The organism is Aeribacillus sp. FSL k6-2211, assembly GCF_037966125.1.
Classification (GTDB): domain Bacteria; phylum Bacillota; class Bacilli; order Bacillales; family Aeribacillaceae; genus Aeribacillus; species Aeribacillus composti.
In genome coordinates this window covers 1,644,247-1,657,783 of sequence record NZ_CP150190.1, presented here as the reverse complement: position 1 = coordinate 1,657,783, position 13,537 = coordinate 1,644,247, and the positions used below count along the sequence as shown (strand labels likewise).

The 13,537-nt window shown below is 38.9% G+C and carries 9 protein-coding genes, 2 pseudogenes and 1 CRISPR repeat array; of the genes and pseudogenes, 4 read left to right on the top strand and 7 right to left on the bottom strand.

Annotation, left to right across the window (positions count from 1 at the left end):
- Nucleotides 1–16 precede the first annotated feature (16 nt).
- From NSU19_RS08070 to NSU19_RS08060, 3 genes are all read right to left on the bottom strand, one after another.
- Nucleotides 17–1,006 carry an ABC transporter substrate-binding protein gene (locus tag NSU19_RS08070; protein WP_339199703.1) on the bottom strand — a complete coding sequence of 330 codons (990 nt, stop codon included), beginning with the start codon at nt 1,004–1,006 and terminating at the stop codon, nt 17–19.
- A gap of 66 nt (nt 1,007–1,072) precedes the next feature.
- Nucleotides 1,073–2,755, bottom strand: coding sequence for an AraC family transcriptional regulator (locus tag NSU19_RS08065; protein ID WP_339199700.1), 1,683 nt, complete (start codon nt 2,753–2,755; stop codon nt 1,073–1,075).
- A 1,259-nt stretch (nt 2,756–4,014) separates the two neighbouring features.
- Nucleotides 4,015–4,209, bottom strand: coding sequence for a hypothetical protein (locus NSU19_RS08060; RefSeq protein WP_063388265.1), 195 nt, complete (start codon nt 4,207–4,209; stop codon nt 4,015–4,017).
- A gap of 164 nt (nt 4,210–4,373) precedes the next feature.
- Between NSU19_RS08060 and NSU19_RS08055 the strand changes: the two are divergent.
- The 3 genes and pseudogenes from NSU19_RS08055 to NSU19_RS08045 all read left to right on the top strand — a co-directional run bounded on the left by NSU19_RS08055 (nt 4,374) and on the right by NSU19_RS08045 (nt 8,347).
- A pseudogene (locus tag NSU19_RS08055) lies at nt 4,374–5,252 on the top strand (IS982 family transposase).
- A 46-nt stretch (nt 5,253–5,298) separates the two neighbouring features.
- Nucleotides 5,299–5,657: direct repeats of the CRISPR family, unit length 23 nt; unit sequence GTTTCAATTCCTTATAGTTAAGA.
- A gap of 555 nt (nt 5,658–6,212) precedes the next feature.
- The gene (locus tag NSU19_RS08050; protein ID WP_339199696.1) at nt 6,213–7,787 is read left to right on the top strand and encodes an AHH domain-containing protein; all 1,575 of its coding nucleotides are present in this window, start codon (nt 6,213–6,215) and stop codon (nt 7,785–7,787) included.
- Nucleotides 7,787–8,347, top strand: coding sequence for a DUF1629 domain-containing protein (locus NSU19_RS08045; protein ID WP_339199694.1), 561 nt, complete (start codon nt 7,787–7,789; stop codon nt 8,345–8,347). Before NSU19_RS08050 ends, NSU19_RS08045 begins: the two co-directional genes overlap by 1 nt.
- Before the next feature lie 195 nt (nt 8,348–8,542).
- On the opposite strand, the pseudogene NSU19_RS08040 reads toward NSU19_RS08045, so the two are convergent.
- Nucleotides 8,543–9,638: pseudogene (locus tag NSU19_RS08040) on the bottom strand (IS3 family transposase).
- Nucleotides 9,639–10,102: 464 nt separating this feature from the next.
- Here NSU19_RS08040 and NSU19_RS08035 point away from each other — a divergent pair.
- Nucleotides 10,103–10,282, top strand: coding sequence for a hypothetical protein (locus NSU19_RS08035; protein WP_339199692.1), 180 nt, complete (start codon nt 10,103–10,105; stop codon nt 10,280–10,282).
- Between the two features lie 799 nt (nt 10,283–11,081).
- On the opposite strand, the gene csx20 is transcribed toward NSU19_RS08035, so the two are convergent.
- The 3 genes from csx20 to NSU19_RS08020 all read right to left on the bottom strand — a co-directional run bounded on the left by csx20 (nt 11,082) and on the right by NSU19_RS08020 (nt 13,359).
- Nucleotides 11,082–11,474, bottom strand: coding sequence for a CRISPR-associated protein Csx20 (gene csx20, locus NSU19_RS08030; protein ID WP_339195163.1), 393 nt, complete (start codon nt 11,472–11,474; stop codon nt 11,082–11,084).
- Nucleotides 11,471–12,841 carry a TIGR02221 family CRISPR-associated protein gene (gene csx2 / locus NSU19_RS08025; RefSeq protein ID WP_339199690.1) on the bottom strand — a complete coding sequence of 457 codons (1,371 nt, stop codon included), beginning with the start codon at nt 12,839–12,841 and terminating at the stop codon, nt 11,471–11,473. The genes csx20 and csx2 overlap by 4 nt, the downstream gene beginning before the upstream one ends.
- A 137-nt stretch (nt 12,842–12,978) precedes the next feature.
- A complete protein-coding gene (locus NSU19_RS08020) occupies nt 12,979–13,359 on the bottom strand; it encodes a hypothetical protein (protein WP_339195156.1) in 381 nt (126 codons plus the stop codon).
- Nucleotides 13,360–13,537 lie beyond the last annotated feature (178 nt).

Here is a 13,537-nt window from a genome sequence, read left to right as displayed (position 1 = left end):
TGATTCCCGCCCTGCATCATTCATTTGCCAATTTTTCAGTCGCTGCTTTTAAGAATTGAATTTTACTCCATGCTGTACCGCCTTGTGCCAACGGATCCACAACGTTTACGAATACTTTGTCGTTTTTAACCGCATTAATGCTTTTCCAGATCGGATTCTTTTGCAATTCCTCTAGTGCTTTTGGATTCTCTTGGTTCTCATCCTCTGAAAATTGGACAAAGAGATAATCTGGATTCATTTCGCTAAATTTTTCTAACGAAATCACTTCCTGCGCTTTGGCATTTTGGATTTCTTCCGGTACGGTAAATCCTAAATCTTCGTATAATGAAGGGTTGAAAAATATATCTTTCGAATAGATCATAATATTACCGCTTCTAATACGAACGATAGCTACTTTTTTATCTTTGAACTTCTCGCCTATTTGTGCTTTCGCCTTTTCGAGGTCATCTTGATATTCCTTTAAAACTTTTTCTGCTAGATCCTGTTTCCCCGTAAGTTCAGCCAATAATCGCAGGTTATCTTCCCAATTTGTTGATATATGGGAAACCGGGATCGTGACAGCAATTTTCTCTAATTTTTCAATAACGTCTGGTTTAAACTTTGTGGTAGCGAAAATGACATCCGGTTTCAGCTTCAGGATCGATTCAATGTTTGGCTGTGCCTTCTCTCCAATCGAAACGGTTGAAGCTGTAATATCCTTGAACATTTCTAGGAACTTTCCCCCAACCGTGATGCCTCCAGCAGGCTCAACGCCCAATACGAGCGCATCCTCCATCGTTTCCATACTGCCGGTGATTACAATTTTTTCTACGTTTTTAGGAACCGTATATTCTTTGCCGAGATAATTGATCGTTCTCGTTTCACTTGATTCAGCTTCCTTCTTCTGCTCCGTTTTACTGCTTGAATCTCCCCCTGTGCTGCTGGTTTGCTCCTTATTACCGCCGCAAGCCGCCAATAAAAGAATAATTAGCGTGATAAGTCCATAGTAAAGCAGTTTTCTTTTCATAATATAGAATGTCCTCCTATCATCCAATTGATAATAATTATCATTTTTAATTATAAAAAGTCTTTCTTATATATGACCATGGACAGTATCCAGAATTCTTTTTGGACGATTTCCAGAAAAAAGACTTACCATTTCGTCAATTATTCGTTCGTGCGCGCTGGCAGAATACTCCAGCCATGGATCTGAGGAAATGAAATAAACTTGATTATTTCGAACTGCGCTCAATTCTTGCCATGGCAACGAATATTGCAAAGTTTTCCAATAAGCTAACGTTTCTTCTTCTTGGCGAATTAGCAAGAGAAGCCGATCAGGATCTAATTCAATTAACTGATCTATTGTCATTCGTTCATCGCGGGTTAATTGATTGCAATTATACGCAGATGCCAGCTGCAATTCATGAAATAAAATATCTGAAATACTCCGATTGCAATGAACATACAAATTCTGTTTGGAAATTCGTAAAATGAGGAAAGTATCGTCCTTCACTTTATTTTTCACCCATTCTCGTGCATGCTTTACTTTTCTGTCATAGTTTTTAAGCCAGTCCTCAGCTTCTTGCGTTTCACCTAAAAATTCAGCTGTCAGCATCAGCTGTTCCCGCCAATTTTTCTCCTGCCACGGAATATAATAAATTGGAGCAACCCGAGATAATTTTTCTTTCTCCATTTCATCTAGATCATCCGTACTTATGACTACTTCAGGTTTTGCTTGAAGCAGCTTTTCGATGTTGGACTCCCATTTTTGCCCATTCCGATAAGCATTGAGATGGACAGAGATATCTGTACGATACTCCTTATAATAATAAGCGGTCCATTTCGGATGAAGCGGCGCAGCATACGGGATGATTTTAAGAGCCAGCAATTGACCGGTAATGGGAGAGCGATAAGCAGCTATTTTACGGCGTCGTCTTTTCATATAATGTGTTGGTGTAACTCCAACCTGCTTCTTGAATTTGCGGCTAAAATAAAATTCATCGTTGTAGCCGATTTGATGGGCAATATCTTTTAGCTTGGCATGAGACTGTGCCATAAGCTGTTTTGCTTTATTGATCCGCAGCTCTGTCAAATAGTCGATAGCACTAATTCCGTACGTTTTTTTAAATAAATCGACAAAATATTTCGGGCTGATTTTTGCGATTGCTGCCAATTGCTCGATGGACAAATTTTCATAATAATAATGGTCCATATAGTCCTTTGCCAGTTCAAGCGCTGCACACGATCCGTTATGTAAAAAAGATCGGCTTTTCAAAATAATATAGAGCAATTTTTGGAAAGTAAACTGACTGCGGAAGCGTTCCAGCTCGTCATCACTATCCCAATATTGAAAGATCGATTTGCACAATGAGGTGAGTTGATCAAAAGGGAACACTTGAATTTCACCTTGCAGAGAAAATAAACGTCCATCTTTCTCATTTACCATGCATTCATACCTTTGATCGGTTGATCGGAACACCTCAAACTTCAACAGGTAGATTTCTGTTTCATCGAGAGCCTGTATTTCACCTCCATAAGTCTCTCCAGGTTTACACGCATACACATGATTTTGTTGAATCCGATACTCGGTTGTGCCCAGCGTCAATTGTCCATGTCCGTTCACCACTATGATAAGAACATATGAGAAGGTTAGCTGCTGCTCAATTTGCAAATTTCCATTCCGTTTTAATAACTCAATATCTCGAAGTCTAAAAGACAAGTCATCTAAAGATAAATTATTCGAAACCTCTTTCACAACAAAACTATGTCCACTCATCAGCTTCCACCTTCCTAATTAGTTGTATCTTTATGTCAACTAGCATGTTCATTTCTTTTCAAATATTGGAAGAACAGCAAGGAAAATATTTTAACACAAAGATTATAAATGATAATGATTATCATTATTGTTTATAATCATACCAAATTCTTCTCTTTTTTAAAAGTTAAATGACGAGACAGTTCTTTAGTCTTAATGTTTATCACTTTGGACTCAAGAATTCGATTTAGGAAACGCTAAAAACAAATTTGTTTCATATCGAAAAGCGCGAAATCGAGTAGGAGGGAGCGATTAACTCCCGTCCTCTCACACCACCGTACGTACGGTTCCGTATACGGCGGTTCAATTAAGATAATTGACGCAAGTCTTTATAACTTCCGTGAATAGCTGTTCTCTTTATGCCAGTGGTCACTCCACCCTCCAAGAGATCTCCCACGGGATTCACCGCTTCCTCCCTCAAGTGAGGTACTACGTTTTCTGTGTTCATCATGACTCACTGAATGCCAAGGGCTATTCTCTCTTAATTGTTCGGTCCTTCTTAGTTGTTCTAGACCAACTAATACTATGACCTCTGCTGACTTCTGACGGTTCAGCTACTTATCACTAAGTAGGTTATGAAGCGTACTTCACATATCCGCCAGACCTCCCCGGGTAAGAGTGTAATCTTTCCTTCCATCCATCTGCTTCATTTACTCTGTATCACCTTCGGCAGAAAGGGCTTTGTTTTGTCTTGCAAACTCACCCAGTGATACCTAGCCTCATATGAAGTTCGTGTTCCTCAGACCGGAAGTTTGCCGCTCGCTTCCTTCAGATTCCGCGTCACCACGGACACCCTTGCGTTAAGCTAACTGCTACTTCTGCCTTCGCAGCTCGGGACTTTCACCCTATAGATTACACCCATGCCGGGCGCACAAAAAGAATCAACGCGTTGTGGCGTTGATTCACAGATTAGGTTCTTTTGCCAATTTGTTACTGATTGGTCCTTGCAATCATTACGGTTTTCATCACTCATATTTTCGTAATCATTCGCTCCACTTTAACATTTCTTACCCGAAGGATTTGTTAATGTATTATGAAAGAATACACACCAATTTAAATGATGTGTTTCCCTGACAATGCCAAAGCTTCGTTAAGATTAAACCAGCTGCTTTACAGCGCTGAATGTGAAATTCTGTGCGTTTCCATCACAACTGCCCCAAGACCCTATTGATACTTGTACGGGAAGCAGCCAGTAGAAAAAAGAGTCGTTCAAAGTTTTTTTAGCTCTGATCTGAAAGGATTTTTTCTAACTCTGCTTCGTCTAACTTCGGAGCTTCTACACACATTTTTTGGGCTTCCATATATTCATTAAACTCTTTTACTATGTCTTCCGGCGCTCCAGGCTTTAGGTGCCAGTTACCCGGTTCATCAACGAAGAAAGGACTTTTTGTAAATTTAGGTTCTTTACACGTCATTTCATGCGCTCCTTTGGTATTCGTCTAGCGCTCTTTTATAGCTTCACTTATTAGTAGACTAGCACCCGTGGTGCTAGATAAAATCTCGAGACATAAAAACAGCCCTTGCATGAGGATCTCCTTTAAAATGAAAGTGCGAACAAACATTCAAAAGGAGAAGTTCCATGCAAGAGCACTTTCATTTTACAATAAACCAAGCAAAAATTCAAAAGCAATATACCGCGATCTTATTCGTTGTATCAGCACAACTGTCTTGTATTCAGATGTATTTGCAACGTCGAAATCGTCATTTGTTGAAGCAAGAGGATGAGGTTATCATCGCCATTCACGTTCTTGGAAAATTGCTGGGTTTTACTTCGGAACGGGCTTGGCATCGATTTGTCATTGGAAACCTGTTCACCAAGGAAAAGTTCCTAGAGCGCTCTCGATACAACCGTCGATGCCGTTCTTTGCGTTGGGCGATCAAATGGATTCGTCACCAACTCGCCAAACGTGGACAACATCACGCTTATGCGGTAGTGGACAGCTTACCCATTGAACTCTGCCACCACGCACGAATGTATCGCGTCAAACGATTTCAAGGAATCGCAGATATTGGGTATTGTGCATCCAAAAAGATGGTTTACTATGGGTTTAAGCTTCATCTTCAGATTACCGACCAAGCGCTTCCGATGGGATATGTCCTGACCGAGGCATCCTGCCACGATCGGACAGCTGCGGAAACAGTGATGACTCAACTTCCTCATCCGTATACACTTGGCGACAAAGGATATGTGAGCCAAGCCCTGCAAAAGAAGCTGTACGATGAATACAAGATCGCTTTTTGGACGCCTGCCCGAAAAAATCAACGTGTGGTGCAATCAAAAGAATGGAAACAATGGATGAAGTGAAAACGCAAAATCGTCGAAACCGCGTTCTCGGTTTTAGTGGATTCATTTCGGATCACGAAAATTCGCGCCAATTCGATCTCTGGATTTGAAACGGCGCTTGATGCCATTTTATTGGCCTATTCGCTCGTTGTTCTTGGGCTAGTTGAGCGTTGACGCTCAACTAGCACCATGGGTTAGACTAGCATATTTTCTTAGATACAGGGGCTTAATTCCTCATAGTTAAGATAAAAACCTTTTAACACTGATCAATGAAAGGCTGTTCTACAAGTTTCAATTCCTTATAGTTAAGATAAGACCCCATACAGTCATGCAAAACCTTTCCGCAAGGGGCAGGTTTCAATTCCTCATAGTTAAGATAAGAACGGATATGACTTGGTTCGGGGATCTAGAAAGTCATATCATGTTTCAATTCCTTATAGTTAAGAAACGAGGAAGCCCATTTTTATTAGGGGGCGAGGTTATGAACATGTTTCAATTCCTTATAGTTAAGAAACCGCTCGAGTTTTCCGTATCGCTGGAAGCATTAACAGCATGTTTCAATTCCTTATAGTTAAGAAACCCCAAAAAACGTTGTTAAATAAGCATTTCATTTTTAATGCTTGACTGGTTATTTTTATTTTAACGAAAAGGGGAATTTTTATCAAATCTTTGATTTGCGTGGGCTCAATGGAGATTTAAAAGAGTCGTCGATCCCCTGGGATTTTTGCACGATTGGGGGTCGACGACTCTTTTTTATTTCCGTTTAAAACAGATTTCAAAGTTTGCCTGCCGACAATGAAATCCATGTTTTATCAACTATTTTACCTGACCCATCTGTTTTAATAAAGTAAACATCCGGCTCATTTTATATTCTAGGTTTATCCTTCTCATTCATTTGAAGCAAGAGTGAGACCATATTTAACGTTTCATTCTGGAAAAATTGGTTTAGGTCTATTCGATCGGTTCCTACGATCTAAAATAAGAACATGATCTGAAAAATGATTGGTAGTTTTTACTTAAAATTCCCTTTTTTTCTTCCTGTTTACCAAAAGTTACATATTTTCTCTTATAATGAAACAGAAAGCTGTTCCACATGTTGGAATCCATTTCGTTTCAATCGGAGGCATGAAGGCAGTGAATGTCAAGTATATCCCTTCTGAATGGGAAAAGACGAAGAAAGGTATTGGCGACCTGGTCGGTCTCGGTGTATGGGGCAAAGGTATGATTGATAAATTAAAAGATCTAAACGATCTTCTCGAAGACGTTCAAGCAGACATCGCCAAATATGACACAGATGGTGTCATCTCTTTCACCTACACAGACCGAAAAAAACAATATCAACAATTATATGAAGATTATCTCGTCTTGCACCGCTTTAGCAGCCGTGTCGGAGAAATTGTTGACCGCACCATCGATGATAAGTTTTATCAAGAGATCGATGCTTTTGTGGAAGCGATGCACAACTTATCCATATCAAAGATCAAAACGAAAAATCACATTGGTGCCAAAAAAACAGTTGTCGCTTCCGGAGCATACAGCACACAACAAACAATCGACGTGCCGAAAGCGGAAGTTGGACTGGAAGATCTGTTCAGTGGCAGCAACTACTATGCTAAGTTGATAGAACGGGAATACGCTTCATGGAAAGAACTGAACCCTAAAGCAAATTTTTCGAAACAAGAATATATACAGAAAGCATTGAATTCCCAAGCTTTCCAGTATGAATCGATCAAAGACGGGCAGATGAACAAAGAGTTTTGGGGACAAATAACGGCACTAACTGTCATAGTAGGCACTTCCTTCATTTGTCCGCCAGCAGGAATGGCATTGGGGACAGCTTATGGTACACTGGAATTAAGTTCAGCCGTTTCCGGAAAAGACTGGATTTCAGGGAGAGAGTTGAAAACAGACGAACGAGTATTCCGTGGTGTCCTTTCTCCATTGGATATCGTCCCTGGCGTAAAGGGGCTTTTCACATTCAGCAGCGCCGCCCGTTTTTTCCATCTAAGAGAAGCCAGTGATCTAAAATTATTAGCGACGAAAACGGGTTTGCAGTCCAAATCATCTGTCCGGGATATGGTGGTTCGTGCGGAAAAAGGCATATTCCCCCGCATTAGAAATGCTAAAAGCTTGGCAAAAGAAATCCCGCACCATTTGAAAAACAAAAGCGCAAACAGTGCACTGAAAACCGCCCGGTTCGTAGACAACGCCCTGACCAATCTGAAAAATTCAATCCCTGACCGGCAAATGGGATTTGCCATGGAAGGGATTGGGAACGTTAAAGTTCCGGTCGAAAACACCAATGGATTGGAGAATAAAGTTCGAGCTTATCTAAGTGAGAAGACGGGGTTAAATCTAGGCGGAGGTAAAGCAGGCAACGATGGCGTTGAACTTAGCACTAAGGGTACGGGTAAACCTTTACAAAAACATCATTATGCTACTAATAAAAGTAAAAAATATACTCCACAAATAGAGGCTATAACGAAAAAATATGGACTAGATTTGGATGACGTTTGGAATATAGAATTACTACCTCATCAGGGAAGACATCCAAATGCTTATCACGAGTATGTGTTAAGCAATATTAGAACTTTTGATAAAATAGCTAAGGGGGATAAAAGGAAATTTTCAAGATTATTCGAACAAGTAAAACAGGAAATTAGAAAGAACCCGGAGATGCTTTATAAAGATTATTGGAGGAAGAAATAATGAGATTTTATAAGTTGCTAATGGATGATAGTGATGATAGAGATGTAGTAGCATACTGTATAGATACAAAGGGATTTGAACAATATGAATTATCGGAAGGTAAGTATATTCATAATTGGAATAGCGAAATCACCTTTTACTTTGATCCTAAAGAAGGCGAAAGGTTAACAGATTACTTAGCAAACAATTTAGGGTGGTTTATAGTTTCTGAAAGATTTAAAGCGATTTTAGAGAAAGTAGATGATGGTATACAATATCTGCCTATAAATGTAGTGATTAAAGGTGAAAACAAAATTTTAAAAGGTTTTTCGGTAGCTAACATTTTGAATGTTGTTGATGCATTAAACTTAGAAAATTCAGATTATAGTGTGTTTGAACTTGATGGTGAAAGTATATATAGTATAAAAAAATATGCTTTATGTAAGGAGGCGATACAATCAAAGCATATTATTAAGCTCAAGGGTGATGAAATTCCAATATTCATATCAGAAGAACTTAGAGAATTAATAGAGAAAAAAAATATAACAGGATGTGACTTTTTAGAAGTTAAAGTAATCTAAATATAGGTATTTTATACGGGAATAAGGCTCTGACTCATAAGGGTCTAATGGTATTATGTCAAGAAAATAGACACGTAAAATCGAGAAAAATTTAAAATCCTACTACCGCACTTCGTTTGGTGGCCTCTTGAGAAGGAGAACGGTTTGGTAAACCATTCCCCTTCTCAAGAGGAAAGATGTCCCTTATATCGTAACTTATGGTGAGAAACGTTGCTGCTTTTTGTCTTGCCGATGCATCTTCTCATACTCCATTGGGGACATGTACTCATTAGCGGAATGAATTCGCTCGGCATTATAAAAACACTCAATGTATTCAAAAATCCGTTGTTTCGCTTCTTCCCTTGTCGTAAAGGTTTCGTGGAAAATGAGTTCTTTTTTCATGATGCTGTGAAACGATTCGGCACATGCGTTGTCATAACAGTTTCCCTTTCGACTCATGCTCGTCTGTATGCCGTATTGCCTCAACATGGCTTGGTATTCATTCGATGCATGCTGGCCCCCTTGGTCCGAATGGTGAATCAGACCAGGTTGAGGACTTCGCTGATGGATGGCCCGGTAACTCCTTTGTCATACGCTCGGAAAGATACCAGCCTACGATTTTACGAGAAAACAAATCCATGATGGAGGCTAAGTACAACCAGCCTTCTTTCGTCCAAATATACGTAATATCCGCCACCCATACTTGATTCGGCTCATCTGCTTCAAACTGCTGATTTAATAAGTTCGGATACACCGGCCAATGATGCTTCGAGTTCGTGGTTGCCTTATATTTTTTCTTTGTTTTTGAACGAATATCACCATCTTTCATGATTCTGGCGACCGTCCTCAACCCCTTGCTTCTGAAGGATTTTTGTGATTTTTGGGCTGCCATACGTTTCTCTTGACTCGATGTGAATCTTTTTGATTTGCTTTTTCAACGCTTCCTGTCTTTTCTTTTGTTGACTTTCTGGGCGTTTGACCCATGCATAATATCCACTTCTTGAAACACCTAGGACTTCGCACATCTTCGCCACACGAAACTCCTTTCTATGGGTATGAATGAATTCATAAATTACTTCTGGTTTTTGGCGAAGATGCTCATGGCCTTTTTTAAGATGGTGTTTTCCTCCTCCAGATCCCGAATGCGCTTTTGAAGTTCACGCTTTTCTTGATCTTCTGGTTTAAGGTTTCCGCTTCCGACAAAACTATGTTCGGCATCTTTTTTATAATCTGCGACCCATTTATGAAGAGTTTTTGGTGAAATATCGAGTTGTCTTGCGATTTGAGCGACCGCCTTTCCTTCCTCGACCACTTATCAAAACGTCTAGCCATTATAGACACTCCCTATGATTGATAGATTTACTGTACATTTCTCTATGTTGCTCTCTTAACTCAAACACTCGTTGTACGGCTTTGGCTTTATCCTCGTCGACTCTTAACTGGACAATAAAATTAAGGTCAAGTAGACTAAACACCAAATTTGGGTATACTGAATTAAGGTACAATTTGAATATAAAGGAGAGACTAGAACAGGATACGTGAAATTTATGGGTAACAACAGAGATGGTAAAACTAAATTTGAGTTTGTAGGTACGAACAATAATAGTGAATTACCACTTATCATACTCAAAGTGGCAAGAAGTTTTGGAAAACTATAAACGGCAAAAACATTCCGATAATCAATTCTGTTGAGTAAGAAGAGGGGGTTAGAGATGGAGTATTTTGCATTAGTTAAAAGATTAGACCCGCATATAGAAGAAGGAAGTCACCTTAGAGGTGGAAGGAATTGAATTTACAGGCTTCTCTTCTGTATGTCCCTATGAAATTGAAGTAGGAAAAAGTTATCCTGTCTCAATCGGTTTTACAATTTTAGATGAGTTAGAGATTAGAGTAATATACGATGAGAAGAAGAATTGGAGCGTATTGGCTCGGGTTACTATATTCGAGGTATTTTAAATAAGGACTCAATAGACGCAGGAATAACGATCCTAGATGAAGATGAGTATTTTGCTGATTATCTAGGTTTAATTGGAAAGTATTTGGAGTTGCAAGTTTTTAAAAAGATCGGATTAACCCCCGAGTTTTGGATATAGTTACTCTTAGTCTATCTTTTTCTTAAAATAGTTTTTTTTGGTGGCCATGCAGATCCAGGTGGAACATTTGCTATAACCTCTCAGGCAGTCAATAGGATACAGACTAAAATTGACTTAGCTTTACTTCCAGAGTGGAAAATACAAAAAACTATAAAGGTGTAATTGAAGTTCCAACAAGAGCTGTATTCGTATAACAGTCAAGTAATAGTGATGTTGTTGATGATCTGTGATTATCCCTGCGACTGCAGAGCATTCGCATACAAGGCAGCTTAGTTAAAAATGGGGTGTTTCGTACACGACTATTTCTTCAGACGGATCTTAGTTAGGATTAAACTCTGTAACTCCTTCACCATAAGCGATGTCGGACGGGTTTCAATTCCTCATAGTTAAGATAAAAACTGATGACGGTACAAAAACGAATGGCGGCAAATAGCAGTTTCAATTCCTTATAGTTAAGATCTAAACCCTAAAATTGCTTGATAAATCAACATTCGACATGATTTGAAAATTCCTTCTTCTAATTCTCTTGACTTTCTCTTGACTTTTGTAAAACCGTATTTTCTTTTAAACTTAATAAATTTCAGCTGTTTTCTCTTTTTTTCATTTTGTCGTCGACCCCCTACGACTGGAGGTCGACGACACCGGTATGACATTTTTTGCATCTAATCGATGTCGGGATATTCGCGAAAACAGACGTGTTGAAAGCGGCGTATCGTTTCTACTGTGCCGTCGGGCTTTACTTCTTCAACGACTTTTCTTTCCGTTGTGGCATAATACACCGCATAACCGTTCTTTTTGAGCCAATAAACAAGGGAAAAAGTGGCGCCAAATTCCCCTTGAACGATCACTTTATCCCCCTTTGCCAGCTGGTTGGTTAACCATTCTTTGATTTCTTTTAGGAATTCGTTTTGCCACGGACCAACAGGCGGAATATTCATCCATTGCTTTTTTAAGGGTTCAGGAAAATCGATGAAGGATTCAGCGTTGAACCGCTGGCAAAGTTCCTGCTTTTGTCCTTCTGTTAACTTGTGTGACATGATAACCAATACTTTCATTTGCTACGACTCCTCTGGGTTTGTAGTGTGGAATAAGGATACTCACGGGGGAGCTGCTCAATTAATCTCTTTCCATTACTTGAGAAAAAAAGTTTCTCTGTTTCTTTAATGAACTGATGGGCTTTAGTGATGACATCTTCGCTATTATTTTCAGATAAAAACCCGGCATGGGCGATGTCATTGCGAAATTTAGAAACACATTTGTAAAGTTTATGCATTTTCTGATAATGCTCGTTTGAATTTGTTTGTAAATAATGATTAATCAACTTTTTAATGTTATCCCGAACTATACGTTTCCCAACATCTAAGTTTCTTTCCACTTTGCTATAAACATAGGCCACATGGGTAATCATCGATTCTGCTAGACAAATATAACCGTTGGCATACCGTTTATGATCAAAAAACCACTTTGCCAATTGGAATTGGAATTTGGCATCAGTGTCAGCTCCTTTAAAATAATCAAAAAAACGATTCAAATGTGGTTTAAGGTACGGGAAAATTGGTAGACCGTTTTTATGCTCGTATCCTTTTTCAAAATTGGAGCGAAATTGATCCACTTTACTTTTTAAACTTTTAATGTGGTTTAAATCCGCCAAATTGGATATATGTTTTAAGCTTTCTTTATAACTCTCATGATCGATTAACTCAGCGAAAAGATCCGCATGACCATAATGAATAAATTCATAAACCCCCCGAGTCCATTGGGTCACTTCAAACAACGCCTTCAAATCAACAACAGGAGTCACATTATCGTTTTTTGCTTCCAACATGCCATAGTATACACCCGACAGCTGAATGTTTTCGTCCTTTCGCAAGGTTTGCACAAAGTCAATCAACACAAACAAAAACAGGGGAATCGAACGAAAGGAATGAGTGATGTCTAAATACACTTCATCACCGGGCTTGATAAGCTGGCTAAATTCCATAAAGATCAGAAAATTTTTTATAATCTCTTCTGTATTTTTTCCATTTTGAATCAGCTTGCAACAAGATCCCCCAGTTGCTGAAGGGTTCATTTTTTTCAAATAACGGTCAATCGCTTCATTGACACAGGTCAGATCTGCTTCCGTTAGCGTTCCCTTTGATTTTTTTTCATCAAGTTCTAAGTACACGTCTTCTCCATACGAATTTTCTTTTACTTCACCAAAATAATAATAAACTTCCTCCCACATCGACTGATCCGTTCCAATCATAAAAATTTTATCCAATTGCAGATGTTCACTTAATGCCGATGTGATAAACGAAGTGTCATACCCCTTATCACTGTTTGCAAATTTATAAGTAGTTTTTATGTATTTTCCTCCAGCGGTTGTTTTTTCTTTTTCCCGTATCCCTTTACCGAGGGGCGAGATGAGTACTTTTGCCATTATTTGATCTCCTCTCTATTCTTTCATGACATGCCCCCACCATCTCCCTACACTTGATGGGGGCACGGGTAAATTCTCTCAAACAAAAGCTTCTTTTGAAAAAATGAAGGAAACGCTTTAACGCTTAACAGAGATTATTATTTTTCTTGTCGATATATTTTTTTCAACTGATCCGCAAGGGCAGTGTTTATACTTTGAGTCCGATCGTTTACTTTGTGTTTATTGGAACAGTTTGATGGATTTTTCTTTTTTGTTTTGTACGACTGGTGATTATTTTTTTGCTTGCTTTGACGTTGCTCTTTTTCGTTATTGAGCAGCGATTGAACAGTCGGTAATACGAGGGTTTTTTTATAATTATTTAAAGGCATGTAATTCATTTTACTATGCGGAAGCGGCGACCAGTCTTTCATTTTCAAGAAAATCCTAACACTTTCCTGCTGTTCAATATCAATGCCGAATGTTTTTTGTACATATTGCTTATACTTTTCAATGTAATCAGTCGGCGAAACGAGCTTCATCTTTAAATCGAAAAAGGTGGATAAATGATATAAGCTCGCCTCATTTTTGTAAACGAAAACGGAGAAATGATCAAAGGCAACGATGGGGCTGTCCGAAAAGTCGATTGAATCGACCTTGGGCTCAGCCCTTTTTTCTGTTTTTAGGGTACAAAAAAATCGTCCTTTTTTATAGAATGAA

Coding starts and splice junctions, on each gene's coding strand:
- NSU19_RS08060 (WP_063388265.1), bottom strand. CDS start 4,209: ATGACGTGTAAAGAACCTAAATTTACAAAAAGTCCTTTCTTCGTTGAT.
- csx20 (WP_339195163.1), bottom strand. CDS start 11,474: ATGAAAGTATTGGTTATCATGTCACACAAGTTAACAGAAGGACAAAAG.
- NSU19_RS08065 (WP_339199700.1), bottom strand. CDS start 2,755: ATGAGTGGACATAGTTTTGTTGTGAAAGAGGTTTCGAATAATTTATCT.
- NSU19_RS08070 (WP_339199703.1), bottom strand. CDS start 1,006: ATGAAAAGAAAACTGCTTTACTATGGACTTATCACGCTAATTATTCTT.
- csx2 (WP_339199690.1), bottom strand. CDS start 12,841: ATGGCAAAAGTACTCATCTCGCCCCTCGGTAAAGGGATACGGGAAAAA.
- NSU19_RS08045 (WP_339199694.1), top strand. CDS start 7,787: ATGAGATTTTATAAGTTGCTAATGGATGATAGTGATGATAGAGATGTA.
- NSU19_RS08020 (WP_339195156.1), bottom strand. CDS start 13,359: ATGAAGCTCGTTTCGCCGACTGATTACATTGAAAAGTATAAGCAATAT.